The 25,260-nt window shown below is 72.9% G+C and carries 24 protein-coding genes, 1 tRNA gene and 2 pseudogenes; 10 read left to right on the forward strand and 17 right to left on the reverse strand.

All coding sequences use genetic code 11. From position 1 onward, the window contains the following. Window positions 1–740, reverse strand: a pseudogene (locus IE219_RS28685) (hypothetical protein); the annotation flags it as partial. A gap of 31 nt (window positions 741–771) precedes the next feature. After that, window positions 772–1,320 carry a hypothetical protein gene (locus IE219_RS28690; protein ID WP_189982759.1) on the reverse strand — a complete coding sequence of 183 codons (549 nt, stop codon included), beginning with the start codon at window positions 1,318–1,320 and terminating at the stop codon, window positions 772–774. Window positions 1,321–1,655: 335 nt separating this feature from the next. On the opposite strand from IE219_RS28690, the gene IE219_RS28695 reads away from it, so the two are divergent. Continuing rightward, window positions 1,656–2,150 carry an HIT family protein gene (locus IE219_RS28695; protein WP_189982761.1) on the forward strand — a complete coding sequence of 165 codons (495 nt, stop codon included), beginning with the start codon at window positions 1,656–1,658 and terminating at the stop codon, window positions 2,148–2,150. 228 nt (window positions 2,151–2,378) lie between these two features. On the opposite strand, the gene IE219_RS28700 is transcribed toward IE219_RS28695, so the two are convergent. The 3 genes from IE219_RS28700 to IE219_RS28710 form a co-directional block, all read right to left on the reverse strand. Further along, window positions 2,379–2,648, reverse strand: a complete 270-nt coding sequence (locus IE219_RS28700) for a hypothetical protein (protein ID WP_189982763.1) — start codon at window positions 2,646–2,648, stop codon at window positions 2,379–2,381. Then, window positions 2,648–2,881 (reverse strand): hypothetical protein, encoded by a 234-nt coding sequence (locus tag IE219_RS28705; RefSeq protein WP_189982765.1) that lies wholly within the window; start codon window positions 2,879–2,881, stop codon window positions 2,648–2,650. Before IE219_RS28705 ends, IE219_RS28700 begins: the two co-directional genes overlap by 1 nt. Window positions 2,882–3,074: 193 nt before the next feature. Continuing rightward, window positions 3,075–3,698 (reverse strand): hypothetical protein, encoded by a 624-nt coding sequence (locus IE219_RS28710; RefSeq protein ID WP_189982766.1) that lies wholly within the window; start codon window positions 3,696–3,698, stop codon window positions 3,075–3,077. A 217-nt stretch (window positions 3,699–3,915) separates the two neighbouring features. On the opposite strand from IE219_RS28710, the gene IE219_RS28715 reads away from it, so the two are divergent. Beyond that, the gene (locus IE219_RS28715) at window positions 3,916–4,101 is read left to right on the forward strand and encodes an HIT family protein (RefSeq protein ID WP_189982767.1); all 186 of its coding nucleotides are present in this window, start codon (window positions 3,916–3,918) and stop codon (window positions 4,099–4,101) included. Between the two features lie 61 nt (window positions 4,102–4,162). Here the strand turns inward: IE219_RS28715 and IE219_RS28720 are convergent, their stop codons facing one another. Next, on the reverse strand, window positions 4,163–5,113 hold the full coding sequence (locus tag IE219_RS28720) for an RNA polymerase sigma-70 factor (RefSeq protein WP_229850135.1): 951 nt from the start codon (window positions 5,111–5,113) through the stop codon (window positions 4,163–4,165). A 52-nt stretch (window positions 5,114–5,165) separates the two neighbouring features. Beyond that, a complete protein-coding gene (locus IE219_RS28725; RefSeq protein ID WP_189982768.1) occupies window positions 5,166–5,639 on the reverse strand; it encodes a carboxymuconolactone decarboxylase family protein in 474 nt (157 codons plus the stop codon). A gap of 253 nt (window positions 5,640–5,892) precedes the next feature. Here IE219_RS28725 and IE219_RS28730 point away from each other — a divergent pair, with 253 nt between their 5' ends. The 3 genes from IE219_RS28730 to IE219_RS28740 all read left to right on the forward strand — a co-directional run bounded on the left by IE219_RS28730 (window position 5,893) and on the right by IE219_RS28740 (window position 7,988). Then, the gene (locus tag IE219_RS28730) at window positions 5,893–6,120 is read left to right on the forward strand and encodes a hypothetical protein (RefSeq protein ID WP_189982770.1); all 228 of its coding nucleotides are present in this window, start codon (window positions 5,893–5,895) and stop codon (window positions 6,118–6,120) included. 103 nt (window positions 6,121–6,223) lie between these two features. Further along, on the forward strand, window positions 6,224–6,490 hold the full coding sequence (locus tag IE219_RS28735; protein WP_189982772.1) for a DUF6189 family protein: 267 nt from the start codon (window positions 6,224–6,226) through the stop codon (window positions 6,488–6,490). Between the two features lie 295 nt (window positions 6,491–6,785). Beyond that, complete coding sequence (locus IE219_RS28740; protein ID WP_189982898.1) at window positions 6,786–7,988, forward strand: GDSL-type esterase/lipase family protein; 1,203 nt, start codon at window positions 6,786–6,788, stop codon at window positions 7,986–7,988. Window positions 7,989–8,190: 202 nt separating this feature from the next. Here the strand turns inward: IE219_RS28740 and IE219_RS28745 are convergent, their stop codons facing one another. The 4 genes from IE219_RS28745 to IE219_RS28760 all read right to left on the reverse strand — a co-directional run bounded on the left by IE219_RS28745 (window position 8,191) and on the right by IE219_RS28760 (window position 11,330). Further along, window positions 8,191–8,802: a class I SAM-dependent methyltransferase gene (locus IE219_RS28745; RefSeq protein WP_189982773.1), complete on the reverse strand. Its 612-nt coding sequence runs from the start codon at window positions 8,800–8,802 to the stop codon at window positions 8,191–8,193. A gap of 171 nt (window positions 8,803–8,973) precedes the next feature. Next, window positions 8,974–9,579, reverse strand: a complete 606-nt coding sequence (locus IE219_RS28750; protein ID WP_189982775.1) for a GOLPH3/VPS74 family protein — start codon at window positions 9,577–9,579, stop codon at window positions 8,974–8,976. A gap of 87 nt (window positions 9,580–9,666) precedes the next feature. Further along, entirely contained in the window at window positions 9,667–10,467 is an 801-nt protein-coding gene (locus IE219_RS28755; protein WP_189982778.1) for a bestrophin-like domain, read from the reverse strand. Window positions 10,468–10,664: 197 nt separating this feature from the next. Next, a complete protein-coding gene (locus tag IE219_RS28760) occupies window positions 10,665–11,330 on the reverse strand; it encodes a nitroreductase (RefSeq protein ID WP_189982780.1) in 666 nt (221 codons plus the stop codon). A gap of 118 nt (window positions 11,331–11,448) precedes the next feature. On the opposite strand from IE219_RS28760, the gene IE219_RS28765 reads away from it, so the two are divergent. Continuing rightward, window positions 11,449–11,522, forward strand: a tRNA-Met gene (locus tag IE219_RS28765). A gap of 177 nt (window positions 11,523–11,699) precedes the next feature. On the opposite strand, the gene IE219_RS32490 is transcribed toward IE219_RS28765, so the two are convergent. Next, complete coding sequence (locus IE219_RS32490) at window positions 11,700–12,794, reverse strand: chitinase (RefSeq protein ID WP_373298910.1); 1,095 nt, start codon at window positions 12,792–12,794, stop codon at window positions 11,700–11,702. 42 nt (window positions 12,795–12,836) lie between these two features. After that, window positions 12,837–14,066 (reverse strand): annotated as a pseudogene (locus IE219_RS32495) (carbohydrate binding domain-containing protein); the annotation flags it as partial. A 14-nt stretch (window positions 14,067–14,080) separates the two neighbouring features. Here IE219_RS32495 and IE219_RS28775 point away from each other — a divergent pair. Then, window positions 14,081–15,013, forward strand: coding sequence for a DMT family protein (locus tag IE219_RS28775; RefSeq protein WP_229850137.1), 933 nt, complete (start codon window positions 14,081–14,083; stop codon window positions 15,011–15,013). A gap of 73 nt (window positions 15,014–15,086) precedes the next feature. On the opposite strand, the gene IE219_RS28780 is transcribed toward IE219_RS28775, so the two are convergent. Together IE219_RS28780 and IE219_RS28785 are read right to left on the reverse strand one after the other, a co-directional pair. Further along, complete coding sequence (locus tag IE219_RS28780; protein WP_229850139.1) at window positions 15,087–15,890, reverse strand: hypothetical protein; 804 nt, start codon at window positions 15,888–15,890, stop codon at window positions 15,087–15,089. 238 nt (window positions 15,891–16,128) lie between these two features. After that, window positions 16,129–16,470, reverse strand: a complete 342-nt coding sequence (locus tag IE219_RS28785) for a hypothetical protein (protein ID WP_189982784.1) — start codon at window positions 16,468–16,470, stop codon at window positions 16,129–16,131. A gap of 183 nt (window positions 16,471–16,653) precedes the next feature. Between IE219_RS28785 and ligA the strand changes: the two genes are divergently transcribed. Then, entirely contained in the window at window positions 16,654–18,780 is a 2,127-nt protein-coding gene (ligA, locus tag IE219_RS28790; protein ID WP_189982786.1) for an NAD-dependent DNA ligase LigA, read from the forward strand. A 108-nt stretch (window positions 18,781–18,888) separates the two neighbouring features. Here ligA and IE219_RS28795 read toward each other — a convergent pair whose 3' ends face one another. Further along, the gene (locus tag IE219_RS28795; protein ID WP_189982788.1) at window positions 18,889–19,485 is read right to left on the reverse strand and encodes a TetR/AcrR family transcriptional regulator; all 597 of its coding nucleotides are present in this window, start codon (window positions 19,483–19,485) and stop codon (window positions 18,889–18,891) included. A gap of 63 nt (window positions 19,486–19,548) precedes the next feature. Between IE219_RS28795 and IE219_RS28800 the strand changes: the two genes are divergently transcribed. After that, window positions 19,549–20,430 carry an SDR family oxidoreductase gene (locus IE219_RS28800; RefSeq protein WP_229850142.1) on the forward strand — a complete coding sequence of 294 codons (882 nt, stop codon included), beginning with the start codon at window positions 19,549–19,551 and terminating at the stop codon, window positions 20,428–20,430. Window positions 20,431–20,548: 118 nt separating this feature from the next. On the opposite strand, the gene IE219_RS28805 is transcribed toward IE219_RS28800, so the two are convergent. Beyond that, a complete protein-coding gene (locus tag IE219_RS28805) occupies window positions 20,549–21,091 on the reverse strand; it encodes an RICIN domain-containing protein (protein ID WP_189982791.1) in 543 nt (180 codons plus the stop codon). Window positions 21,092–21,356: 265 nt separating this feature from the next. Here IE219_RS28805 and IE219_RS28810 point away from each other — a divergent pair, with 265 nt between their 5' ends. Beyond that, the gene (locus IE219_RS28810; protein WP_189982793.1) at window positions 21,357–25,259 is read left to right on the forward strand and encodes a WD40 repeat domain-containing protein; all 3,903 of its coding nucleotides are present in this window, start codon (window positions 21,357–21,359) and stop codon (window positions 25,257–25,259) included. Window position 25,260: the final 1 nt, after the last annotated feature.

Raw genomic sequence — 25,260 nt, forward strand, 5'->3', positions numbered from 1 at the left:
CAGCGGGCGAAGACGGCTTTGACCTCGGGGGTTTCGAGGGAGGCGGGGTAGGAGTCGAAGGTCAGGCGGTCCACGAGGGGGGTGACGCCCCGGGTGGAACTGCCCAGGGTGGCGCGTGCCTGTCCGAAGCAGCCGCCGGGCGGGATCGGACGGCCGTTCTTCGTCCCACCGCGCACCTCGGCGCTCGCGCCCGGCGGGAGGCCGCCGGGCGCGCCGGTGCCGCTCAGCAGGACCTCGGTGTCGGGGGACGGGGCGGGGCGGGCCCGGTCGGCGCGCAGGGCCGTCTCGTACCGTGCCTGTTCGGCGGCGTCGGGCTGGTAGCCGCGCCGGGCGGACAGGGCCGGATCGTGGATGCCGTACCGCCAGTCCATCATGTTGCGGGGTCCGGCCCCGGGCAGTTCGGCCTGCGGTTTCCAGGCGACGTCGAACTCCTTCATGCACTGCCCGACGAGCTTCGCCTCGGCCCGGCCGATGCTCCTGGCCTGCGCCTCGGTGGGCCGGAACCGCTGGAGGGGAAGCGTCCAGGTGGCCGGGTCGGCCGCGGTGCCCCGGTCGGAGGCGGGTGGCGCGGACGGGGAGGAGGGCGGGGAAGACGTCCCGGAGGACGCCGGGGAGGGCGTCCGGGAGGACGTTCTCGGCGGGGTGTCGGCGGGCTGCCCCGCCGCGCAGCCCGCCAGCAGGAACGCGGCACCCGCCAGGGCCGCGGCCGTCCCCCGTACCCGGTGATGGCCTCGTGTCATCGTCACTCCTCGTCCGGCCGTGGGGCGTCCGCTACCAGCAGTTCGCGAAGTCGATGGAGCGGTTGTCGTTGCGCAGGCCGACGTCCTGGAGGTTGCCGCCGCTGTGGGGCCAGTACGTCTTGTAGGCGCCCTTGCGGTTGTAGCCGGCGTAGTAGTAGACGGTGCCGCAGTAGCCGTCGTACCAGTTGTAGACCGAGGCGGCGTTGTTGCCGACGTTCTGGCCCCAGCCCGCGGCGCCCTCTCCGCCGCAGAACTTCAGCGGGTGCGCGCCGTCGCCGGCGTACACCGCCAGCAGGTCGTACAGCGGGTGGCCGATGTTGATGAACGCGCCCTGGTAGTTCGGGCTGTAGTAGAAGCGGAACCGGAACTGCTCCGTGTGGTCGGCGCAGCGCGCGGGGAAGCTGTTGCCGTTGACGATCTCGACGGCGTCCCACTGCTTGTAGTCGCCCTCGATCATCGGGTTGCTCTCGGCCGCGGCCGGAACGGCCGAGGCGGCGAGGGTGAGCGCCGTGAGGCCGAGTGCGGTGAACACGCCCGCGACCACCGAGGCCGGCTTGCGTCCCGACTTCTTCGTGACCATGTGAATCGTCTCCCTGTACGTACCGTGCGGAGGCGGGCCCGTCGTGCGGTCACCCGTCCTTGCTTGCGGCTGAACCGTACGAGGGCGCCGGGCCGTTCCCGGGCCGCCGGGACGGACGGGACGTCCCGTGGGGCGTCTCGGGGGACGCGCTGAACCCGTTGACCTGCGGATTCGCCGCGTGTCCCGGAACGGGGGGCGGGACGTGGGACGCCTCGGGGGGAAGAGGGGCGGGGGCTTGTCGTTCTCGGTGGCCTTCGGGCCCGGTGGCCGTATCCGGACCGGAGACGGAAGCGGGTACGAGGCAGGGGGCGATCGCGGTCGGATAGGTTCTGGCCATGGTTGATGACTGGCGGGCGGATCGGATCGGCAGTGCCCTGCGGGGCGAGAACCCCACGGTTCTACGGCGCCTGGACGCGGGGTTCGCGGTGATCGGCGACGTGCAGTTCCTCCCGGGCTACTCGGTGCTCCTGGCGGACGACCCCGGAGTGGAAAGGCTGTCGGACCTGCCCGGGGAGAAGCGGCTGGCTTTCCTGTCCGACATGGACCGGCTCGGGGAAGCCGTCGAGCGGGCGTCCCGGCGTCTGGACCCGGCGTTCCGACGGGTCAACCTGGAGATCCTGGGCAACACCGACGGCTTCCTGCACGCACACGTATGGCCCCGGTTCTCGTGGGAACCGGCCGACCTGGTGCGCATGCCGGTGTGGCTCTACCCCCGCGACAGCTGGACCGACGAACAGCACGCCCTCGGACCCCGGCACGACCCGCTGCGCACGGCGATCGGGGAGGAGCTGGACCGTCTCCGGCCGATGCCCGGGGGACGTGCGCGGTGACGGTCCGGGGGCGGTCGCGCGGAAGGCGATGACCGGTTCGTGCCCTGGCCGGGGAGGACCGTCGGGGGTGGTACGACCGGTGGCCGAGTCGGCACGCGGAACCCGAGACGGCCCTCGTGGCCCGGTCCGGGGCGTACCGGCTCCACGTCGGGGAGGTGCTTGCCTCGGGAGAACGGACGGCCGGGTGAGGCACCGGCCCGGCACCGGTGCGGGTGGGCGGGACCGGGGTCAGACCTCGATATAAGCGACGACGACCACGGTCTTCAGGGCGGTGACGAAGTACAGCAGGCGTACCCGTTCGACGTCGTCGGCGTACTGCCGCAGTTGGGGGCCGTCGGTGGAGCCGGGGATCGGCTCGCCGATCTCGGGGTCGACGGAGAGGACGACCAGGGCGCGGTCCAGGGCGTGGAGTTCGGCCTCGTCGGTGAGGGCTTCGAGCTGTTTGGCGGCGGCGTCGGAGAAGGCGACGCGGGCCCGTCGGCGGTCGTGCGGCGGCATCAGGCGACGGCCGGGCGGTGGGCGGCGAGCCGGGCAAGGTGCTTCTCGCGCAGGTCCTCCCACGGCGTGCACTCGTCGACGCTCGGCAGGCCGTGGGTGGCGAGGTCTTCGAGGACGGAGGCGAACCGGTCGGCGCTCTCGCGGGTCCGGGCCGCGTAGGCGCGTACGGCGTCGGCGGCTTCGGGGTCGAGGTGCTGCCGGACGGTGTCGGCGGTGGCCGGCTGGTCGCTCATCGAGGCCTCCGTGAAGGGAGCGGGACGGGACGTGACTCCCCACGGTATCGCCGAGCTCGCGGCACCGGAGCCGGTCCGGCCGAACCCGCCCCTTCCTTCGACTCCCCTTCCTTCGGCCCCCTGTTCCCTTCGGCTGCCTTTCCATCGACTCCCTTTCCTTCGGCGCCTCTTGCTGAACCCTGAGGGCGGCCCCTCAATACCCCCAGCCCGCGTAGACGGTGACGTTCTCGCCGTCGGCTCTGGCCCCGACGCACACGTCCCGCCAGTCGAGCAGCCAGCCGCTGGGGCGGCACTTCTCCCGCTGGAGGCCCAGCGCGTGGATGATCTCCGCGTGGGACAGGCCGTCCTCGCCGATGACGGTCGCGGTGCGCCAACAGCCGCCGGAACCACAGCTGGTGCCTTCCCCGATCTTGGTGATGCCCGGCGGCAGCGCGGGAAGGTTCCTGGCCGACGGGGCGTCCGAGCCTTCGCTGATCAGCAGCGCGTACAGGAGCCCGGCCACGAGGGTGAGGGCGAACTGCGCCCCCAGAAAGCCGACCGCTCCGTTGCGACGGGAGATCCACTCCGGTGGAGGCGCACTCCCGTTCCGTCCTTCCAGCCCCGCGCCGCAGGCGATGAGCAAGGGCGCGAGGACCGTGAACACGAGATGGGCGTCGGGCCCGGGGGCGTCGATCCAGCCCCGCTGGACACCGACCAGCAGACCGGCCCCGGCGAACAGCACGCCGCCGACGGGAAATCCGACAGAACGGCTGCGGGCGATCGCCACCCAGACGACGACGGGCACGACGGCGAAGAGTATCCCCAGGACGGTCAGCACACATGGGGGAACGTACGACCCCGAACCCCCGGTTCCGCCCACCCCGGGCCCACCCCGGAACCGTCCGGCGTCCGAGCGGCGACCTGCCTCACGAGCGCCCCGGTCCGTGGGCTGCACTGCTCGGCGAAGACACCGCCTGGCCGTTCCCGGAAATGGGCGGGTTACCGTCTGGCCCCGATGATCGGAAGTCCGGGGAAGGGGTGGCAGGGCCGAGGGCGTGAACGTCCTGAGCGCCAGTGGGCCCGGCTCCGAGCAGTCGGTGCCCCACCTGCATTTCCACGTGGCCCCGCGCTGGTCGGACGACGCCTTCTCCACCTGGCCCGCCCGGCGGTCCCGTCACCGGATGGCCGGCGACCCCGTCGCGCGGCTCGCCGACGCCATGGCCGCCGCGCGCGTACGGTGACCTCCCCGCGGAACCCGTACCCGTACGCGTACCCCTGCCCCTGCCCCTGCCAGCACACGGGTCACTGCGGCCGCCTGCGGTGTCGTTTGGCTTCCCGGTCCACGGCCCAGGCGTCGGCGACCGGGCCGAGGTGGCCGAGCTTGTCGGGGTTGATGACCGAACGGACGGCCTGGACCCGCCCGTCGAGGACGTCGAGGGCCAGGGTGTGGAGGACCCTGCCGTCCCGGTCCCGGAAGACCGCGCCCGGCTGGCCGTTGACCTCGTGCTCCTCGAAGGTGATGTCGATCCGCGCCATGAGCGGGTAGGCGGTGGCGAGCAGCCGGGCCACGTGCTCGGCGCCGACGACGGTCCTCGCCAGTTGCGGGGCCTTGCCGCCGCCGTCGCCGACCAGCTGGACGTCGGCGGACAGCAGGCTCCGCAGCCCGTCCACGTCGCCCAGCGACAGCGCCTCGAAGAACCGCGCGGCCAGTTCCCGCCGTTCCCGCCGGTCCGCCTCGAAGCGGGGCCGCCCGTCCTTCATGTGCCGGCGCGCCCGCACCAGCAGTTGCCGGCAGGCCGCCTCCGAGCGGCCCACCGCCTCGGCGATCTCGTCGAAGCCGAAGGCGAACACCTCCCGCAGCACGAACACCGACCGCTCCAGCGGGCTGAGCCGCTCCAGGAGCAGCAGCGCCGCCATCGACACCGAGTCGGCCAGTTCGGCCGCGCGCGCCGGGTCCTGGTAGGGGTCGTTCAGCAGCGGCTCGGGCAGCCACGGCCCGGCGTACTCCTCCCGCCGCACCCGGGCGGAACGCAGCACGTCGATCGCGATCCGGGTCACCGTCGCCGACAGGAACGCCTTGACCGACACCGGCCGGGTCGTCGAGGCGTCGAAGCGCAGCCACGTCTCCTGGACCGCGTCCTCCGCCTCGCCCACGCCACCCAGGATCCGGTACGCGATCGAGAACAGCAGCGGCCTCAACTCCTCGAACGCCTCCGTCTTCTCGGACTTCTCCAACTCCTCGGCCTCGTGCACGTGGTCTTCCCTCTCTGTCCTCAGTGATCGTCCGGGGCGCGGGGAACGGCGTTCAGTGGAACCGGCCGGCCACGTAGTCGCCGGCGGGCTGCCGGGTGATGACGTTCAGCCGGTTCACCGCGTTCATGAACGAGACCAGAACCACCAGGGCGGTGAGCTGGTCCTCGTCGTAGTGTCGTGCGGCGCGGGCCCAGACGTCGTCGCCGACGCCGTCGGCCGCGTCCGCCACCCGGGTGCCCCGTTCCGCCAGTTCCAGGGCGGCGCGTTCGGCCTCGGTGAAGACCGTGGCCTCCCGCCACACGGCCACCAGCGCCAGCCGCACCGCCGTCTCACCGGCGGCCGCGGCCTCCTTGGCGTGCATGTCGACGCAGGCCGCGCACCCGTTGATCTGGCTCACCCGCAGGGCCACCAGTTCCTGCGTGGCGGCGGGCAGCGCCGACTCCTTCAGCGCCTTCCCGGCCGCCATGAAGTGCTTGAGGGCCCTGCCCGCGGCCGGGTGGGCGAAGTAGTCCAGTCGCGCGTCCATGAGGTACTCCTCCGTGCTCGTCGATGCCGTCATCCCCGAGACGAGACGGCCCTCTTCCCTGTGACACGACGAGATGTGACCCGCGTCTCCCCGGGGCCGTACGTGGTCGCCTTCCCGAGTCGTGGCCGAAGCACGTCGTCACGACTCCGGGCGCCGCCCCGGAGCCTTCGTTCCTCCGGCGCTGACGGAGGCCGGTGTTCCGGGGATACTGCGGACACAGGGCCGGGTTGCGGGATGCGTGGGGGGCGCGGGGATGACGAGGGAACTGCTGCTGAAGGGGGTGGCGTCGGTCGTCCTGGCCGGTGCGCTGCTGGCGGGCGCGGTCACCGTCCACGGGGAGAGCCGCCACCTCGGCACCGGTGGTGTCGTACGGGTCGGGGAGGGTCACGGCCCGTCCGCCGACGGGGTGGTACGGGCCGGGGCGGTGGCTTCGACGGTCGAATGGCCCGACTTCCTCCAGGTCGGGCCGGCGTCGATCTGACGGGCCGTGCCATGGTGGGTTCCGGTGCCTGGTTCCTCCTGCGCGGGCGGACCGCGTCCGCGGCCTGGCAGCCGCTCTCGATGGTCCGGGAGGACAGGTGGACGTGCATGAGTTCCTGCGCCGTTCCGCGCTCGCTGTCGAGCGTCTCGTGCCGCGCATCGGCCCCAGGTACCGGGAGATGATCCTCACCTCCGCGCAGGCGGGGGCCTGGGACGTCGCGGTCCCCGATCTCGTCGGAGCGCTGTCGGAAGAGGACGTGGTGATCACCGCGGCGGAGAAGGAGGAGCTGTGGCTGCTCATGCTCCACATGGAAGCGCCGCCGACCCGCTTGGCCGGGATCCGTACCCGTGGACATCGTCGGCCGGCGTGAAGGGGCCGTACCCGTCGAGCGTCTTCCGGACGTGCTCGGTGCACTCCCCCGGCGTCCGCTCCACGACCGTCGGCGTCTTTGAGACGATCTGACGGACACGAACCCCGGAGGAGTCGGTGGAGGAGCACGGGGCGCTGCCGGTCGACGGGGGCGGCGCGTGGCCGGGTACGGGGGTGACGCTCCCGGACCCCGGTGCGGGCCGGGGCGGTGGACGTGGACGGCGTACGGGTCGCGGAGGCACCGGTCCGGTGCCGTCCGGGCCGGGACAACAGGAGAGGATGCGGTGACGGTGGGCATGCGGGCGGTTCCTTTGGTGGGCGGGCCGGTGGAGATTCGGGGGGCGCTGGATCTGGAGACCACGGCGGCCGGGGTGATGCCGCGGCGGTTGCCCGCGTGGACCAAGGAGCAGTACCAGAACCCGTCGGTCCACGGGGTGACGGTCATGCCTTCGGGAGTACGGCTGGTGTTCCGCACCGACGCACGCGTACTGGAGCTGGAGGTGCTCACCTCCACCGGGCAGCTCGCCACCGAATCCCGTCCTCGTCCGACCGGGATGCTGGAGCTGCTGGTAGACGGGGCCCTGGTCGAGCGCCGGCGGGCGCCGGTGGGCAACGTGCTGATGATGGCGGGCCCCGGGGCCCCGCAGCGGCTCGTTCCGGGCAGGCCCGGAACCGTGCGGTTCGCCGGGCTGCGGGACGGCATGAAGGACGTCGAGGTGTGGCTTCCGCAGCAGACCCCTACGGAACTGGTGGCGCTGCGCGCCGACGGCGAGGTGCTGGCGCCGCTGCCGGACGGGCGGCGGCGCTGGGTGCACCACGGCAGTTCCCTCAGCCACTGCATCGAGGCCGACGGTCCGACCGGGACCTGGCCGGTGGTGGCCGCCGCGCTCGGCGGGGTGGAGGTGATCAACCTCAGCCAGGCGGGCAACGCGCTGCTCGACCCGTACGTCGCCCGGACGATCCGCGACACGCCGGCCGACCTGATCAGCCTGAAGGTGGGCATCAACATCGTGGCCCTGGCCGCCTTCCGGCTGCGGACGTTCGGCCCGGCGGTGCACGGCTTCCTGGACACGATCCGGGACGGCCACCCGGACACCCCGATCCTGCTGGTCTCCCCGGTGAGCTGCCCGGCCCTCGAAGAGGTGCCCGGCCCGGCCGGGAGGGAGCCGGACGGAAGGATCACCGCCCTGGGCGACCCGGCCGACGTGGCCGACGGCGCGCTGTCGCTGGCGGTGGTCCGTACCGAACTGGCCCGGATCGCCGCGGCGCGGCAGGCGTCCGACCACCACCTCCACCACCTCGACGGGCGCACGCTGCTCGGCCCGGACGAGACGGACGACCTGCCCGACGGCCTCCACCCCACCCCCGCCGCGTACCGCCGCATGGGCCGGCGCTTCGCCGCCCACGCCTTCGCGCCCGACGGTCCTCTCGCACGCTGGGCGCACCCGCTGACGAGTCCGTCGGCGGACCCGTCGGCGCGTCCGGAGGGCGCGGTTTAAGCGAACGCGCCGCGAGGCCAACGGGACTATCTTGTCGAGGAGTTGGCCGAAAAAAAAGGGGGGAGATCACCGTGCGAGCGACGCACCGGCACGTCCTGCATCTGGCTCTCGTGGCGGTGGGCATCGACATGAAGGTGTACCCGGCGACCGGCTGATCCGGGACTCCGGCCGAGCCCGGGCGTGATCCGCGAGAGGTATGGAGCTACCCGCCGGTCCCGTCCTGGGCGCGGCTCAGGATCCAGACGCCGTACGCGTCGTTCGCGGGGTGCAGGTGGTAGGTGCCCGCCCGCAGGTCGACGCGGAGTCCGGCGGCCGTGGCATCCGCCTCGAACTCGGCGGCGGGGTAGGCGCGGGCGTGCGGCGGCCGGTCCTGGAGGTGGAAGCCGACCAGGATCCGGCCGTTCTCGCCGAGGGCGGAGCGCATCGCGCGCAGGGCGTCGCGTTCGGTGTCCTCGGCGAGGAAGACCATGACGTTGCCGACGCAGACGATCAGGTCGAACGGGCCGTCCTCGGGGCGGAGGTCGAGGATGTCGCGCTCCTCGACCGGCAGCCCGGGGTAGGTCTCCCGGGCCTGCCGGACCAGTGCCTCGTCGGGCTCGATCGCGGCCACGTCGTGTCCGCGCCGCAGCAGCGCCGCGGCGACCCGGCCCATGCCGGCACCGGCGTCGAGCACACGGGCGCCGCGGGGCAGGAGCGTGTCGGCGAGCCGGGCCTCACCGTCGATGTCCTCGCCGGCGGAGACGAGGTCGGCGAACCGCTTGCCGTACTTTCCGCTGTTGCCCGCCTCCTGCCAGCGGGTCCGCCGCGTCGTCATCGGCAGGAGCCTCCGTATGCCGCCGTGATCTTGTTCATGCCCCCATCCTAGGCCGCGCCGGGAAGGGTGGACGAGCGGTCCACGAGGGGGCCGCGATGCTCCGCGCCGGTCGCTTCCCGACCGGAGACCAGCTGGTCGAGGCCGGTCGGGCCCGTCCCGGCCCGGCCTGTGTCACGGTCCGCGCCAGAGGTTCGCGAAGGCCGCGTTCTCGATGTTCCGCCGCTGGCGGACGGCCTCCAGTTCCATGACCGCGTCATGCACGGCGGCGACCACGGCCGTGGCCGCGTCGTCGTCGAGCCCCGGCTCCTCGTCGGACGGTTCGCCGCCGATGCCCAGGGCCGAGGCGAGGGCCGTCAGGACGGGTTCCCGGCGCTCCCAGCGGTCGACGGCGCCGTGCCGGGCCGGGGTGTCGACCGCTTCCACGCGGCGCGCGCCGAACGACAGGCGGCCGGCGGTCTTCGGCGTCAGCTCGCCGTCCGCCTCCAGCGCGGTCTGGTAGGTGGCCGCGAGGTCCCTGCCCCGGCGCCACAGCCAGTCCTCGACCCTCTCGTACGGCGCCTGCCGGACGGTCCGCGCCGCCGCCTCGCCGAGGAGCCGGTCGGCGGGGGCCGGCGCCCCGCCCGGCACGAGGACGTCGTCCTCCAGGGCGAGGCCCCCGGCCCCGAGGAGGTCGATCAGCTCGGCACCCGCGAGCGCGAGCGACAGGTCCCCCTGCCCGACGGCCTGCTCCTGCCCCGAGTCCATCGCGATGACGAACAGGTCTTTCGCCGTGGTCATGAACGGCTCCCTCCTCACGAACGGCCCCCTGCCAGTATCGGCCCGCCCGCTCGCTCCCGTCACGGATTCCGCCGCATCGCGGCCGGCTCAGGCGCCGCGGCGGTCTCCGTCGGCGTCGCAGGGGAGGTCGGCGACCGGGTGGTGGGCGGTGAAGTCGCGCTCGGCCTGGCGCTCGGCCTCGGCGATCGCGGTGGGGTCGACGCTGATGATGCCGCCGAAGGGGCGGTCGACGTCGCGGATGATGACCAGGGCCGTGGTCAGCAGGGCGGTGATCACGACGAGGGTGAGGATCTGGCCCCGGTTGTTCTTCCGGGGCAGGCAGATCCCCAGGGCGGACACGGTGATGACGAGAGTGGCGAGCAGGAACCAGAAGATGGTGGCGGGGATGCTGGAGGTCGCCTGGGTGAGGCGTTCCTCCCGTTCGTCGGAGCGCTTGTTGTCGGCGGCGACCAGCATGCCGAAGACCGGCTGGCCCGCCACGCTCTTGAAGGACCGCCGGAGGTCGGTCGACCACACGCTGGGCGCCGGTGAGCCGTTGCCGTCGGCCATGGCCGGCCATTCCTGGACGCGTACGGCGCGGGCGTAGCAGACGGCGTCGGCCTGGACGCGGGCGCGTTCGGCGGCCGGCGCGTACTCGGCGGTCTCCACCAGCTGGTCCAGGGCGCGGGCCTCGCCCCGGGAGGCGACCTCGGCCTTCCCGTACGAGCCGTTGGCGGTGACGAGGACGAAGGAGAGCAGCAGGACGGTCATCGTCAGGAGCGGCCCGACGAGATCCTTGACCGCCATGCCCTCGTCGTCGGCGACGTCGAGCAGCCGCGGCCGCAGCCAGCGGTTCGCGGCGAGGCCCGCGAGCAGGGCGAGTACGGCCACGACGATGACGAGGACCACGGACGGCCACCTCCGGAAACGGTGCGGGAACCCCGGAGGGCGCGCCGGGGCGCCGCGATCCTCCCCCGCGCCGGTCCCCGCCCGGAACGACGGAAACGTTCCCTCGCCTCCGCACGGGGGAGCCGCCTTGCGCCAGGTGGACGCGACGGCGGCGGTGGCCTTCGCCGGAGTGGTGGCCGGGGCCGGGTCGCCGGCGGTCACACTCCGACGAAGGTCACCGTCTCCGCCACGTCCGCCCGCCCGGTGCGCGGCCGGGGCACGCCTTCCTTCTCGAATCCCACCGAGACGCCGCAGAAGAGCACGAGGCCGTCATCGGCCCCGACCGTCCGGCCGACGGTCTCGCGGTACACGGTCCACATCACCTGGGGGCAGCTGTGCAGCCCCTCCGCCCTCAGCAGCAGCATGACCGTCTGGAGGTACATCCCCGCGTCGCCCCACTGTCCGGGCCCCATCGCCCGGTCGAGGTAGCAGAACAGGACGACGGGCGCCCCGAACGCCTCCGCGTTCACGGCGGCGATCTTCCGGGGCCGGTCGGGGTCGTCGCGCGCGATCCCCAGCGCCGCGTACCGCTGGGCCGCCGCGGCGGAGAAGCGGTCCGGGTACGGCGCGGCCAGTCCGTCCGGGTACATCGGGTACTCCCGTTCGTCCCCCGGGTCCCCCGCCAGCGCCCGGGCGGTCGCGCGCCTCTTCAGCTCGGCCAGGGGCTCGCCCGCCACGGCGTACAGGCGCCACGGCTGGAGGTTCCCGCTGGACGGAGCGCGCGCCGCCGCGGTCAGCACCCGTTCGAGAACCTCCCTGGGCACCGGTTCGTCGCTGAACGCCCGCACGGCCCGGCGGCTGTCCACGGCCTCGTACACGTCCACGTCTCCGCGTCCTCCCCTTCGACCGGCCCGACCACCGTGTGCGGCACCCGGAACCCCCACCGCTTCGCCGGGGTGGTCCTGGGCACTGCCGCGAGTGGCGTACAGTTGAGCCTACCGACGCGGGGTGGAGCAGCTCGGTAGCTCGCTGGGCTCATAACCCAGAGGTCGCAGGTTCAAATCCTGTCCCCGCTACTGAAGTGACGTGAGGCCCGGATCCACAGGATCCGGGCCTCACGCGTGCGCGGAGGACCTCATCGCAGGGGTCCGGACGCGCGTCCGGAGCCGTCCGCCGCCTCATGGCGGTGGACGGCTCCGGACGGGGTGCCTCAGGTCGACGCGTCCGGCATCGGCGGACCGGACGCGTCGGGATCAGCGGTTCTGCAGGGCCTTGACGTTGTCGCCGAAGGACCAGCCCTTCGAGCCGTCCCAGTTGATGGACCACGTCATGAGGCCCTTGAGCGAGCCGTTGAACGTGTTCCACGCCTGGCTGACCTGGCTGGGCGCCATGTGGCCGCCGCCCGCGCCGGGCTGCGCCGGAAGGCCGGGGACCTGCTTGTCGTACGGCACCTTGATCGTGGTGCCCTGGATGGTCAGGCCGTTGTTGAGGCAGGTGGTCTGGGCGGCGAAGCCCTCCACGGTGCCGGCCGAGTAGGAGTCGCCGGAGCAGCCGTACATGCTGCCGTTGTAGTACTGCATGTTGAGCCACCACAGGCGGCCGTTGTCCGCGTACTTCTTGATGATCGGCAGGTACGAGCCCCAGATGGAGCCGTAGGTGACGCTGCCGCCGGTGACGTACGCGGTCTCGGGCGCCATCGTCAGACCGAAGCCGGCCGGCATCTTGGCGAGGACGCCGTCGATGATGCGGATCAGGTTGGACTGGGAGGCGGAGAGGGTGTTGATGTTCCCGCTGCCGGACAGGCCGGTCTCGATGTCGATGTCGATGCCGTCGAAGTTGTACTTCTGGAGGATCGGGACGACCGTCTCCACGAAGCGGTCGGCGACCTTGCTCGACGACAGGTCGATGCCCGCGGCCGCGCCGCCGATGGACATCAGGATCGTGGCGCCCTTGGCCTTGGCCTCACACATCTCGGCCGGCGTCGACACCTTCACGCCCGCGTCCATCCCGTTCTCCCACAGGACGGTTCCGTCCGAGAGGATCACCGGGAAGGCGGCGTTGATGACGTTGTAGCCGTGCTGGGAGATCCGGCTGTCGGTGATCGGAACCCAGCCCATGCCGGGGTGGACGCCGTTCGCCGCGCCGTCCCAGTTCTCCCAGTACCCCTGCAGCACCTTGCCGGTCGGCTTGGGCTTCGTGGCGCAGGTGGCGTCACCCGGAGGGTTGCCGGTGGGCGGGGTGGTCGGCGGCGTCGTCGGAGGGGTGGTGGGAGGCGTGGTGGGCGGGGTCGTCGGCGGCGTGGTGGTCGGCGGCGTGGTCGGCGTGCCGCCGGGGCCGGTGAGCGACACGTCGTCCGCGAAGTACGCGGGCGTCCCGTACCAGCCGTGCAGGTAGACCGTCACCGAGGTGGTGTTCGCGCCGGTGGTGAAGTCGACGCTGAGCTGGCTGTACGACGAGGAGCTGGGCGTCCAGGTCCGCGGCTCGCTGGCGGCACCCGTGCCGCTGGCGCCGAGGTAGACGTAGCTGCCCTGGACGAAGGCGCTCAGCGTGTACTTCGAGTTGGGCTGCACGTTGACCGTCTGGGAGCACTGGGCGTTGCCCAGGCCGGACGGCGTAGCCTTCAGCGCGGACGAGCCGGAGTGCGCCGGGCTGCTGACGACCGCGCCGGAACCATCGGTACAGGACCAGTCGGAAAGTCCGCTCTCGAAGCCGGAGTTGGCCACCAGGTTGGTACCGGCGGCGTCGGCCGCGCCGGAACCTGCCACGGTGACGCAGGCGCCGATGACGGTGGCGGCGCTCACCCCGGCGAGCGTACGGGTCAGGGCGGTCGAACCGCGCCGGGCCCGGACGGCGGCCGAAGGCCCGCCGTCCGCCTCGGGCAGGGTACGAATCCTGCGACGGAACATGCTGTGCTCCATTCTCGCCACGTGCCGTGGGCGTGAGCGTGCGTGTGGGGGGGCGTGGACGCACGGCCCCGGATGCAACGGGAGAGATGCAGTGGGGCGGTCGACGGGATCGTAGGAAAGGCGACCGGGCCCGTCAATAGGTCTGGACCAAAGGCGAACGACTGCCGGGAATCTGACGTGCTGAAACTTGCCAGGACTTGCCGGACCGGTCGCCACCTGGCGCATCGCTTGAACCCGGGCCCGGTCCTGTGCGAGGGTGCGGGCTGCCCGAGCGGTGTCGTGCCGTACGGGAGTTCGCGCCCGGTCGCGTCCACGCCCTGCCCGCGGTCGGCGAGGCGCCGTGGTTCGACCGCCCGGGCCCGTGCGGCACCGTGCGCACCCGGTTCCGTACCGCGAAGAACAACGCCGACGGCGGCCGGCCCGCCGCGCCGAGGCCGAGTGCCACCGTGGCGAGGATCGCGGGGGCGGGAGCCGACCCGCGCCAGGACGCGGAGCGCGGCGTCGACGGCGAACAGCGCGGCGCTCCGGCGTGTGCGGAGATCCGGACCGACGGGAACGGACCGTCCGCGAAAGCGAGCCGGCGCCGTTGTCGCGGCGGTGCGGCGGGCGCCGGGTGACCGTCCGGGCGGGCAATCGCCACGTCGGAAGCAACTTCCGTGCCGAAACCCACGTCTGCCAGTGGGAGCGGGACCGAACCCCATCGATCCCGTACATGAACGGAGATTTTGGTGCTCATAGGGCTGCTCACCGCCGTGGCCGCATCGATCTGTTACGGCACGGGCTCCGTCCTCCAGGCCGTCGGATCACGGAAGTCGGCGCGCCGGGAGAACGCCGCGGGCCGTGTGACCCAGCACGGTGGCCCGAGCCTGTCGTCCACGGCGAAGGCCGCGATGACCTGGGAGTTCGTCGTCGGGACCATTCTGGACTTCGTCGGCTTCGGGCTCGGCGCGCTGGCGGCGCGCCTCCTGCCGCTGTTCCTGTCGCAGACCGTGATCAGCGCCAACCTGGTGATCACGGCGGTGCTGAGCATCAAGCTCCTCGGCATCCGGCTCAACCGCGCCGAACAGGTCTCGATCGGCGTGGTCTGCTCCGCGCTGGTGCTTCTGGCGACGGCGGCGGGCGCGGAGGGCAGCGGTGACACCCCGATCGCCACGCACTGGTGGCTGCTGGGGATCTCGCTGCTCCTGATCGTGGGCGGCACCGTGGTCGTGCGCATGCTGGGGGCGCGCGCCGCGATCCTGGCCGGTCTGCTGTCCGGACTGGGCTTCGGCGCCCTCGGCGTCGGGGTCCGCGTCCTGAACGGCATCGACCCGTTCGACCCGGGAGTGCTGCTCCGCGACCCGGCGCTCTACGCGATCCTGGTGGCGGGCATCGGCGGCATGTACCTGCACACGGTCGCCCTGCAGATCGGTTCGGTCAACGGCGCCACCGCCGCGCTGGTCGTCGGCGAGACGGTCCTGCCCGGCGCCATCGGCGTGCTGTGGCTCGGCGACGCCTCCCGTCCCGGCTTCGCCTGGGTGGCGGTCACCGGGTTCGTGTGCGCGGTCGCGGGCGCGGTGGCGGTGGCCTGGTTCGGTTCCCCGGAAGGCCACGGCAGCGCCCCCGAGGCGGTGCCCACGGCGCCCGCCGACGAGGGCGCCCGGACGTCCGCGGGGGTCTGACCCGGCACCGGATGCGTCCTCCTCGACGGGGTCCGCCCGGCCCGCCGGTCGCCGAAGGCGCGCCGCGACCGGCTCACACTCCGCCTCCGCAGCCCCCTCCGCCTCCGCAGCCGCCACCGCACGAGCCGGCGGCGCCGACGCCGCCGTCACCGGACCGGCCGGAGGTGGCGGCGGAGCCCGTACCGGCTGCTCGCTCCGGCGCGGTGACGCGTACGCCCGCCTCGGTGGCGCAGCGCTCGCACAGCGCCCCGAAGTCGGGCCACCGCTCCGGTCCCGTCCGGCCGCCCGCCACGCCGAGCCAGACCGCCACCGGCACGTGCACGGCCAGGGCGATCATGAACCAGATCCCGTTCGAACCGGGCTGGCGGGAGTAGAAGCCGATGCCGAGGACGAGGACGGCGGCCAGGCCGCACACCGCGGCCCACCCCTCCCTCGCGCCGGGCACGTCGTGCGTCCGGCGGACTGGGAGGGCGTACCGCGCTGTCCGCAGCAGTTGGGAGCGGAAGGCCGGGAAGCGGGGCGATGCCCTCGTCTCCTCCAGGGAGCCGCTCCCTCCGGCGTCGTCGACGGCCGCCCGCAGTGCCGCCAGCAGGGGGTGCGTCTCCGGTACGGCTTCCGGGACCGCCGGGCGCCGGCTCCGGGAGGAGCGGGGTCCGGCGGAGAGCAGCAGCATCCCGGCCCGTGTCGCGGCCCGCTCCCCCTCCAGGTGGTACACGGCGAGAACGGGCCGCGCGTCGCCGGTCTCGAAGAAGCGCCCGATGGCCTGCCGGTCGCGCCGGAGCGCGTGACGGAGGCGGAGCAGCGAGAACACCATGAACGCCGCGAAGGCGCTCCCCCAGACCGCCGCGAAGGCCCAGAAGGTCGGTAAGTCCGTCAAGAAGCCCGGCATCCGTCGCCCCCGCTGTCCCTCGCCGATCCGCACGGTCCCCGGGGTCTCCGAGCGAGCGGTGCCCCGGCTCCCAGAATGTCAGGAACGACCCCGGCCGCACAGATCGCCCACGGGATCCGCGGCGAGGCTTGGCCACCGCTCAGAAGCGGCTGAGCCCGCTGGATGCCGGCCGGGGGGACAGCCGCGAGGGGCGGCTCTGGCACGTTCCCTATTCGACCGCCGCGACCTAGCGAATCCTGACGCAGGCGCGCCCGAGGGAGCGTCCGTCGAGGTAACCCTGACCGCAGATCTGGGAGTTGTAGGCGACCTGCCGGTTGGTGAGGGAGAAGGTCCGGGTGCCGTTCGTGCCACGGGCGCTCTGACGGATTCCGGGTCCGTCGAGGGTGAAGCGGTCGATGGCGAAGTGGCCCTCGGTGGAGACGGTCGCATCGTGCAGGATGCCGCCGTCGTGCGCGACGGCGAGGAAGATCCGGCCGTCACGACCGCCGGTGATCGTGGCGCTGGCGGGGCTCGCCACGGTCAGGACGATCGCGGTGGCGGCTGCCACCGCGGCCAGGAGCTTACGCATCGGAGGACCCTTCCAGGAGAGATACGGCTGCGTTCCCGAGCATTCACGACACCACCGGCCCGACGACGCGGGGCACCGCGAAGCCACCCGCGCGGGCGACGGCGTGCGGAAGCGCGCTCCCGGGCGCACACCGGCGCTCCACGTGGAAAGGGCGTTGTCAGACCCCCGCGCCAAGATGGATCCATGACCGTCACCTCCGCCGTCGAGGCGTCCCTCGTCCTGTCCACCTCCGCCGCGTACGGGGAGGCGCTCGACCGGCTGCGCGCCGCTTCGGCCGCCTACTACGCGGGCGAGAACAGCCCGCTGGACGACGCGTCGTACGACGCGCTGCGCCTCGCCGTCCTCGCGTGGGAGGCCGCGCATCCCGGGGAGGCGCCGGAGTCGCCGACGGGGCTGGTCGCGGACGGTGCCGCGCCGGCGGGCGACGTCGCGCACACCACGCGGCTGCTGAGTCTGGACAACGTGTTCGGGCCCGAGCAGCTGGTCGCCTGGGACGCCTCGCTCCAGCGGCGGCTCGGGCGGCCCGTCGAGGGCGGTTTCACGGTGGAGCCGAAGCTGGACGGGGCCGCGATCGCGGCCCGTTACCGGGACGGGGTCCTGGTGCGGGTGGTGACACGGGGCGACGGCGGCCACGGCGAGGACGTCAGCCACGTCATCGGCTCGGTCGCCGGACTGCCCGAGCGGCTGCCCTCGCCGGTGACCTTCGAGGTGCGCGGTGAAGTGCTGTTCACGCAGGCGCAGTTCGAGACGGCGCAGGAGGTGCGGGCGGCACACGGCGGCGCTCCGTTCGCCAATCCGCGCAACGCGGTGGCGGGCACGCTGCGGGCGAAGGACCGCCCGTACCGGCTGGAGATGTCGTTCTGGGCGTACGGTGCCGTCGACCTCGACGGAGGATCGTTTCTGCCCGTCGGGGCGACCCATGCCGAGGTGCTGGCCGCCGTCGCCGCCGCGGGCGTGCGGACCACGGCGGACACCCCCGCCGGGCTGCACGTGGTGACCGAGGTCGCCGAGGTACAGGCCCGGATCGACGCGATCGCCGCGCTGCGCCCCGGCCTGCCGTTCGGCATCGACGGTGTGGTCGTCAAGGCGAACAGCGCGGACGAGCAGGCCGCGGCCGGGCTCGGCAGCCGCTTCCCGTACTGGGCGATCGCCTACAAGCTGTCGGCGGTGGAGCGGCAGACCGTGCTGCGGGACGTCGTCTGGGAGGTCGGCAGGACCGGTGTCCTCGCGCCGACCGCCGTCCTCGACCCGGTGGAGGTCGACGGTTCCACCGTCTCCCGCGCCACCCTGCACAACCCGGCCGACATCGCCCGCCGCGACCTGCACCTCGGCGACACCGTCACCGTCTACAAGGCGGGCGACATCATCCCGCGCGTGCAGGCGCCCGTCGTCGAACTGCGCCCCGACGGCGCCCTCCCGGTCCCGCTGCCGGCCGCCTGCCCGAACTGCGGCGGCGCCGTCGACAAGAGCCAGGAGCGCTGGCGGTGCGCGAAGGGCGCGGGCTGCGCGCTCGCCCCGCTGATCGAGTACGCGGCCGGGCGGGACGTGCTCGACGTGGACGGCCTGGGCCGGACCTACGTGAAGGCGCTGATCGACTCCGGTCTGGTCACCGACGTGGCCGACCTGTTCACCCTCACCGAGGAGCAGCTCACCGTCGCCTCGGGCAGCGCACGGCGCGGCGCGAAGCTGGCCGAGCAGTTCGCGCTGGCCCGCAGCCGCCCGCTCAGCCGGGTGTTCTGCGCGCTCGGCATCCGCGGCACCGGCCGCCGCATGTCCAAGCGGCTCGCGGCCCACTTCGGCACCATGGACGCGATCCGCGCGGCGAGCGCCGAGGACCTCCTGGCCGTCGAGGGCATCGGCCCGGAGAAGGCGCCCGTCGTCGTCGCCGAACTGGCCGCGCTCGCCCCGGTCGTCGACAAGCTGGTCACGGCGGGCGTCAACATGGCCGAACCCGGCTGGACCCCGCCGTCGAACGCCTCGGACGGCGAGGCCGGCGAGGTCGGCGGGGCCGGTGCCGGGGGCGCGGAGGGCGAGGCACCCGCCGCCGGACCGCTGTCCGGACAGACGGTCGTCGTCACCGGCAAGATGACCGGCCGCCTGGACGGCTGGAGCCGCTCGCGGATGAACGAGCTGATCGAGCGGGCAGGCGGCCGCGCGGGCAGCAGCGTCAACGGAAGGACGACGTACCTCGTCTCCGCCCCCTCGGCCACCGGCAAGCCGAGCTCCAAGGCCGTCGCCGCCGAGAAGCTCGGCGTCCAGGTCGTCACCCCGGAAGCCTTCGCCGACATGGTCACCGACTTCCTCCTCTGACCCTCCGACCCCCGACGGACGTCCCCGGCCGGGGCCCACCCTCGGCTGCGGGAACCGGCCGGCCTCATCCGCACCGGCCCAGAGCCTTCCGCGACGGGAAGCGGCCTGTCACGGCAGCTGACCGAACGCCAGCTCCGCATCGGCTACAGCTTCGGGGTGGACGGCGTGGGCGGTGCGCCCGGCGGCGATCTTCTGCCAGTTGGCCCGGGAGAGCACACGCTGGACCACGAGGACCTGGGCGGCGCGCAGGCGGGCCCGGATGCCTTCGCCGAGGGCGTTCGCCAGCGCCTCCTCGTCCTCCTGCGAGTACCGGGCGAGCCGTGCCGCCAGGCTCGGTGTGGTGAACACCAGCCGGTGGAAGGCCACCACCTGGGGGTGGTCGTTGAGGCCGGTGACGGGGTCGTACCGGTCGAGGCCGGCCCGGAAGTGCCGGTGCAGTGCCGCCATCGGCCCGACGCCGGGTGCCCGGTCGCGCACGACGCGCGCCGCCTCGCCCTGGTGGTCCGCGAACCGGTGCAGCACCAGGTCTTCCTTGGTGGGGAAGTACCGGAAGAGGGTCGGCTTGGAGACCTCGGCCGCCGCGGCGATGTCGTTGACCGAGACGCTGTCGAAGCCGCGCTCCAGGAACAGCGCGACGGCCGCGTCTCCGATGGCGTCGCGCGTCCGCTCCTTCTTGCGGGCCCGCAGCCCCGTCGGCTCACTCATCCGGCCACCGTAACATTCGTTACCAGGTTGAATTTTTAACCCGGTAACGTTTTCATGGGCGGAATGAACCCGACAGACATCCCTCCCGTGCTCGTCACCGGGGCGACGGGCCGCGTCGGCCGCGTCGTCATCGACCGGCTCCTCGACGCGGGCGTGCCGGTCCGCGCCCTCACCCGCCGCGCCGAGGCCGCGGCGACGCTGCCGGCGCAGGTCGAGGTCTTCACCGGTGACCTCACCGTGCCCGAGTCGCTCGACCCCGCGCTGCGCGGCGCCGGCGCGGTCTTCCTCGTATGGACCGCCCCGCCGCGGACCGCCGCGGCAGTCGTCGACCGGCTGGCGGCCCACGTGCGGCGGGTCGTCTTCCTCTCTTCCCCGCACCGGACGCCGCACCCCTTCTTCCAGCAGCCCAACCCCATGGCGGTGCTGCACGCCGACATCGAACGGCTCATCGCGGCCACCGGACTCGAATCGACGATCCTCCGGCCCGGGATGTTCGCGTCGAACGCGCTGGCCTGGTGGGCGCCCGCGATCCGGGCCGGCGAAACCGTCCGGTGGCCTTACGGCACGGCGGAGTCGGCACCGGTCGACGACCGCGACATCGCGGCCGTCGCGGCGCGGACGCTCCATCGGAGCGGATACGCCGGAGGCGACTACGTGCTCACGGGCCCCGAATCGCTGACCCAGGCGGCACAGGTGGACGTCATCGGTGACGTCCTGGGGCGGCGCATCGCGTACGAGGAGATGACGCCGGACGCGTTCCGGAGCCCGTGGGAGGGGACTCCGGCCGGCCCGGCCGTCGACATGCTGCTGGCCGCGTGGAGCGCGGCCGTCGGACAGCCCGCGTACCTCACCACCACGGTGGCCGACATCCTCGGAACGGCTCCACGGACGTTCCGCCAGTGGGCCGCCGACCACGCCACCGCGTTCACGGAGGGGTCGGCATGACCAGCACCGCGCCCCCTGCGTTCTTCGCCCGCTTCGACCGCCCGGGAGACCGCCCTCGGCCCGGTGTGCCGGGTCCCGTCGCGGCGACGGGACCCGGCACACCGGGAGGGCTTCCCGGTTACATGCCGCTCCACGACCAGGTCTTGGTCCAGATGTCGCTACAGGTCCACTGCTGGACGGGCGCGCCGTTGTCGGTCCGGGAGTCGGCCACCTCCAGGCACTTGCCGCTGTTGGCGTTGACCAGCCCGGCGACGCCGGGGAGCGGGGTGCCCGTCTTGTACCAGAGCTGGCCGGGGAGGTCGTAGCAGGTCCACTGCTGGACGCGCGCGCCGTTGGCGGTGCTGGAGCCGGCCACCTCCAGGCACTTGCCGCTGTTGGCGTTGCGGATCCGGTAGTACGACGCGCCGTTCTTGATCACCGTCTCGAAGCGCCAGTAGCTCCCGGCCTGGCCACCGCACCTCCACTGCTGGGCCCGGGCACCGTCGATCATGCTCGAACTCACGATCTCCAGGCACTTGCCGCTGTTGCCGTTGTAGACCATGGAGGAAAACGCCAGTGGCGGGGCTTGGGCGGCCTGGGCCGCCGTCCCGCCGGACAGCATCCCGAGGGTGGTGGCGGCCACCGAGACGAACAGGGCGGTGGCCCGGCCGGCCGGCTTCATGGAACGGATCATCTGGTCTTGTCTCCCGTTGTCGGATCGGACCGTACGCCCCAGGAAGCGGACACGTACGGATGGCGCTGACCTCGATTCTTCGCCGTCGGAGAGTTGTCCGGCAGGCCCCTCCATCACGGTGGACAAACCCGCGGCGGGCGCTTCCGAACCGTCGGGCGGGGGCGGACGGGCGGGGTCCGGCATTCCCGTGCCGCGTCGGGGGTAGGGGTTGCGGCGTTGTGCCGAACGGGTCGATCCGAGGGGGGACACGACAGTGGGACGCCGTGAACGGGAGGTGGATCCGGCCGACGGACCGGTGGTGCGGTTCGCCCTGGAGTTACGGAAGTTACGGGAGGAGGCGGGTGTACGACCGGGGCCGCTGACGTACCGGGAGATGGCCCGGCGGGCGCACTACTCCGCCGCCACCCTGGCCCAGGCCGCCGCCGGGGAGCGGCTGCCGTCGCTGCCGGTGGCCCTCGCCTACGTACGGGCCTGCGGCGGCGACGAGGCCGTCTGGGAGGCGCGCTGGCACGAGGTCGGGCGGGAAGCGGCGGCGGAGCGCCTGGCCGCCGACGATCCCGGCACGGCCCCGGCTCCGTACCGGGGACTGGCCCGGTACGAGACCGGCGACACCGACCTCTTCTTCGGCCGCGACCGCACCACCGGGGAACTCGCCGACCTGGTCCGGGCGAAACCGTTCACCGTACTGTCGGGCCCGTCCGGCAGCGGGAAGTCGTCGCTGCTCCGGGCCGGACTGATCCCCCGGCTGCGGCACCTGCCGGAGTCCGGCGGCAGACCGTCGGTGATCAGGGTCCTCACCCCCGGCCCGCGCCCCGCCGCCACGCACGCGGAACTCCTCGATCCCGCCGCCGCGGTCCCCCGCTCCCTGCTGATCGTCGACCAGTTCGAGGAACTCTTCACGCTGTGCGCCGACGGCGCCGAGCGGACCCGCTTCGTCCGGGGGCTCCTGGACACGACGCGTCCCGAACGCGGGGGCCGCGTGCTGATCGCGATACGCGCCGACTTCTACGGCCACCTCGCGCGGAACCGCGGGCTCGCCGACGCGGCCGGCGCCGGCACGCTCCTCCTCGGACCGATGAACCCGGAGGAACTGCGCGAGGCGATCACCAAGCCCGCCGCCGCCCAGGGGCACCTCGTCGAGAAGGCCCTGACCGCCCGGATCGTCGGGGAGCTCGACCGGCAACCGGGCGGCCTGCCCCTGATGTCGCACGCGCTCCTGGAGACCTGGCGCCGCCGCCACGGCCGTACGCTCACCGCGTCGGCGTACGACGAGACGGGCGGCATGGCCGGCGCGCTCGCCCGGACCGCCGAGGACTGCTACGACCGGCTCACGCCCGCCCAGCGCCGGACGGCCCGCCATCTGCTGCTGCGGCTGGTCGCCCCGGGCCTGGGCACCCAGGACACCCGCCGCCCCGTCCCCCGTACCGAGCTGGACTTCCGGACGGCGGAGAGGGAGGAGGGGGCCTCGGCGGACGACCTGGCCGTCGTCCTCGAACGGCTCGCCCGCGCGCGGCTGATCACCCTCGACCACGACACCGTCGACCTCGCCCACGAGGCGATCCTGACCGCCTGGCCACGGCTCCGCGGCTGGATCGACGAGGACCGCGAGCGGTTGCGCCAGCAGCGGCGCCTCACCGAGGCCGCCGCCGGCTGGCACGAGCTCGGCCGCGACCCGGGGGCGCTGTACCGGGGCGTACGGCTGTCGACCGCGCGGGAGCACTTCACCGCGCGGTCCGTGGAGAACGGCGAACTCACCTCGGTGGAAGGAGAGTTCCTCGCCGCGAGCATCGGGGCGGCCGTACGTGCCCGGCGGCGGCGCCGCGCGCGCTCCGGCGTGCTGTCGGCGCTGCTGGTCCTCGCCGTACTGGTGGGGATGGCGGCCTGGCAGCAGAACCGGGACGGCGAGCGGCGCCGCGTCGAGGACGAGGCGCGCCGCGTCGCGGGAGTGGCCGAGAGCCTACGGCGGTCGGACCCGGTGACCTCCATGCGCCTGAGCCTCGCGGCGTGGCAGGTGGCCGAACTGCCCGAGACGAAGTCCGCGCTGCTCAGCGCCATGGCCCAGCCCGAGCAGGGGTTCTTCACCGACCCCGACACGGACGGGGACACCCGGCGGCGGCTGAGCGACGACGGCCGTACGCTGCTCAGCATCGGCAGCCGGCGCGTCGTCGAGTGGGACGTGCGGACGGGGCGGCAGCGCCGCGTCATGCCCGGCCTCGGCGCCTCGCTGACGAACACCGCGCCGCTGCGGGGAGATGGGCTGAAGGTCCTCGAATTCACCGGTGGCCAGGACCGGCCGTACCGGGTAGGGGTCCGGGACCTCGCCAGTGGCCGTACGGGAAAGCCGCTGTCGACGGCCTTCTCCGTGGGTGCCGCCACGGGGCCGAGCGGACGGCTCGTCGCCTCGTACGAGCTCGTCCCTCCCGTCCATGCCGACGAGGGCAAACGGCAGCGCGTCGTTCTGCTCGACGCTGCGACCGGGGCGGTCCGGTTGTCTCTTCCGCCTCAGCCTTGGCCCGAACCCCCTGCCTACTCCTTTGCCCCACCCACCTCGTCCGTGCTGGATCTCCAGCTCCAGGCCGAACGACGTGATCTGGAGGCCCTTCAAGACGTGGTCCTCAGCGGGGACGACGCCCTGCTCCTCTGGTGCCGACCGGGCAAACCGGTTCAGATCTGGGATCTGGTCCGGCGCCGCAGCCTCGCCACGCCGTGGGCTCCGACCATGACCCGTGCCCAGTACTTCAGCGAGGCGGCGCAGTTCACACCCGAGGGTGACGCCCTCGCGCTGGCCGACGACGAGGGCATCCGTACCTGGGACATCGCCACGGGAAAGGAACGCCGGATCGTCGAACAACAAGGAATCATCGAGGTGCGGTTCAGTCCCGACGGAAGGTTCGTGGCAACGACGGACCGGAAGGAGCTACTGGTCTGGCGTACCGACCTGGACGCGCAGCACACGCCGGTGTTCCGGTTCCCGCTCAAGGGCGAGGAAGCCGGGCAGTTGCGCTTCGACCTCGCGTCCGGCCGGCTCGCCTACCTGGTCAGCACGCCCACTTCGTTTCGTTGGGGAACCTCCGTCCGGACGGTCGACATACGCCGGATCCTGAGCACCGGATGGCGGGCAGAGAACGCTACGCGGAATCAGTTCAGCGCCGATGGCTCTCTACTCGTGGTCGCGCACCGGCAGGGGGACCAGATGCGCTTCCGGCTTCGTGACCTCCGGCCGGGCGGCGGCTGGCGCGAGCTGCCTCCGATGTCCTGCAGACCCGAGAAGGGGCCCTACCCCGACTGCCGAGCACTTCTCGCCTTCCGGCCCGACAGCCGCGTACTCGCCTACGGCATCACGGAGGACGACGATCGGTCCTCTGCCGGAAAGGTGTCCCTCTGGGACGTGGACCGGCACCGCGTCACCGAGTCCCAGGACCTCGTGGTGTCCGAGCGCCCGAACATGGCTCTGAGCATGATCGCCTACGCTTCCGACGACCAATCACTGCTGCTGGTCCGGCCTCCGTCCATAGGCTCCACCCACCTCTGGGACCTGCGGCGCCGCAAAGTGGTCAGATCGTGGCCCGGAGTTTGGGGCAACTGGTTGGGCATCGCCCCTGACGGTAGCGTTTTCGTCACCTCCGACGGCGCGGTGCAGGAACTGCGGCAGGACCGGGAGTCTTCGGCGCGACGGCGTATCCGCGGCACGGGCGCCGCTGTGGCCTTCAGCCCTGACGGAACCCGACTGGCCGTCGGGGACGACACGGGCCGCGTGCTGCTCTGGGACGGGCAGGCCCGGAAAATCCTGGGGGAACTGAGCCCCGCGATGTTCACGTCACCCGTGCAGTGGGTCCACGCCCTGGCCTTCTCCCCCGACTCGCGCCTGCTCGCCGTCGGCTTCGGCAACACCGTCCAGATCTGGGACACCGCCTCCCGCACACCGCTCGGTTCGCCCCTGCCGACAGCGGGGGACTCCCCACGTGCCCTGAGCTTCAGTTCGGACGGGGCCACCCTGTACGTCTCCGGAGAGCACATGGACCTCGCGGCCTACAAGATCGACATGCCTACCGCCGTCGCCGCAGTCTGCCGCCGGGCGAACGGCTCGCTGCCCCGGGCGGCCTGGAAGACCTTCCTTCCCGGCGTGCCCTTCATGCCGAGCTGTCCCGCCGGCTGAG

The sequence above is a fragment of the Streptomyces termitum genome, assembly GCF_014650175.1.
GTDB lineage: Bacteria > Actinomycetota > Actinomycetes > Streptomycetales > Streptomycetaceae > Streptomyces > Streptomyces termitum.

Excerpts from the sequence above, each read along its gene's own strand:
- IE219_RS28690 (WP_189982759.1), bottom strand. The coding sequence starts at position 1,320 with ATGGTCACGAAGAAGTCGGGACGCAAGCCGGCCTCGGTGGTCGCGGGC.
- IE219_RS28695 (WP_189982761.1), top strand. The coding sequence starts at position 1,656 with ATGGTTGATGACTGGCGGGCGGATCGGATCGGCAGTGCCCTGCGGGGC.
- IE219_RS28700 (WP_189982763.1), bottom strand. The coding sequence starts at position 2,648 with ATGCCGCCGCACGACCGCCGACGGGCCCGCGTCGCCTTCTCCGACGCC.
- IE219_RS28705 (WP_189982765.1), bottom strand. The coding sequence starts at position 2,881 with ATGAGCGACCAGCCGGCCACCGCCGACACCGTCCGGCAGCACCTCGAC.
- IE219_RS28725 (WP_189982768.1), bottom strand. The coding sequence starts at position 5,639 with ATGGACGCGCGACTGGACTACTTCGCCCACCCGGCCGCGGGCAGGGCC.
- IE219_RS28730 (WP_189982770.1), top strand. The coding sequence starts at position 5,893 with ATGACGAGGGAACTGCTGCTGAAGGGGGTGGCGTCGGTCGTCCTGGCC.
- IE219_RS28740 (WP_189982898.1), top strand. The coding sequence starts at position 6,786 with ATGCGGGCGGTTCCTTTGGTGGGCGGGCCGGTGGAGATTCGGGGGGCG.
- IE219_RS28745 (WP_189982773.1), bottom strand. The coding sequence starts at position 8,802 with ATGACGACGCGGCGGACCCGCTGGCAGGAGGCGGGCAACAGCGGAAAG.
- IE219_RS28750 (WP_189982775.1), bottom strand. The coding sequence starts at position 9,579 with ATGACCACGGCGAAAGACCTGTTCGTCATCGCGATGGACTCGGGGCAG.
- IE219_RS28785 (WP_189982784.1), bottom strand. The coding sequence starts at position 16,470 with ATGCGTAAGCTCCTGGCCGCGGTGGCAGCCGCCACCGCGATCGTCCTG.
- ligA (WP_189982786.1), top strand. The coding sequence starts at position 16,654 with ATGACCGTCACCTCCGCCGTCGAGGCGTCCCTCGTCCTGTCCACCTCC.
- IE219_RS28795 (WP_189982788.1), bottom strand. The coding sequence starts at position 19,485 with ATGAGTGAGCCGACGGGGCTGCGGGCCCGCAAGAAGGAGCGGACGCGC.
- IE219_RS28800 (WP_229850142.1), top strand. The coding sequence starts at position 19,549 with ATGAACCCGACAGACATCCCTCCCGTGCTCGTCACCGGGGCGACGGGC.
- IE219_RS28805 (WP_189982791.1), bottom strand. The coding sequence starts at position 21,091 with ATGAAGCCGGCCGGCCGGGCCACCGCCCTGTTCGTCTCGGTGGCCGCC.